The 1,013-nt window shown below is 50.1% G+C and carries 1 protein-coding gene; it reads right to left on the bottom strand.

Annotation, left to right across the window (positions count from 1 at the left end):
- Nucleotides 1-401: 401 nt before the first annotated feature.
- A partial coding sequence (locus AC3WQH_RS25490) for a transposase (RefSeq protein ID WP_492332329.1) occupies nucleotides 402-1,013 on the bottom strand: 612 nt, incomplete at its 5' end.

The following is a 1,013-nucleotide window of genomic DNA, read 5'->3' as shown; positions in this document are numbered from 1 at the left end:
CTCCCACTATAAAGTAATGTTTTCTCCTGTTTTCTCGCTCATTCTCTGTTTTTTAACTTTGACATCTTAAAGCTCTTGTCGGAAGATTGAAGGAGATACAAATATTTCTGTAAGGGCTGTGGCGGGAATAGAGCCTGCAATCACCAGTTTCCAGACTGTGGATAAAAAGGTATGATCGCACAGTGGATCTCCACATCCGCCCTCGGGGTTTACCCTCCCATGTCACGCTGGGTCTATGCCCTTACATTCCTTCGTTCTACCTCTCAAGGGGTGGAGGCCGATTCTAGCTCCTCGACTGGGTCGTTGCCCTTATGGATTATAATTCTTCGGCTTCTCCGGTGCTTCCGTTGTCATGGTTGTACACATGTGAATAAGCGAGATGACAGGTTTGTTGATAAGCTTTATGCAGCACTTTGTTGTAGCTGGGCTTGTCGAATCGGCCCCAATACTTCGTTTGCGTTATACTCTTTCTGCTTTGTCCCCAGTGTATAGAGGACGCGAACCAGTTTTCCACATAAGGCGATAATCGATTGCTTCTTCTTGAGCGGATTTTGACTACGCGTTGTATAATACTCGTGGAGCGCTTTAAACTCTTTGTTTTTGGCTACCATCGGCAGCATGCAGCGGAACAAGATGCCTCTTAGGCGAGAGCGCCCCCGCTTGCTGATTCCGGTCTTTCCCTTACGTTTTCCAGAGCTGTTCTCCGTCAGATTCAGCCCAGCCAGACGGATGATCTGCTGTCCATGGTCGTAGTTGTTCAGATCGCCAACCTCCGCCAAGAAGCCGGCGACGGTCAGAATGCCAATCCCTGGGATGCTCAGCATTTGCTTCGTTCCGGGGATCTTCTCCAGAATCTGCAGGACTTCCGTCATAATGCTTTCTTCTTGCTTGCAGTACAGATCGTACTGCTGCAGCAAGGCGGCAAGCTCGATTCGGGCAGCTGTCAGCCCCTCGGTAAGCCCGATAGAGACCGTAGCGGCAGCATAGAGCTGCTCCGCTCTCTTGATGCCCAC

The sequence above is a fragment of the Brevibacillus sp. FW301-21C12A genome (genome assembly GCF_058788915.1).
Note: the sequence above shows the minus strand (reverse complement) of the source record. Positions and strands in the feature narration are given on the sequence as shown.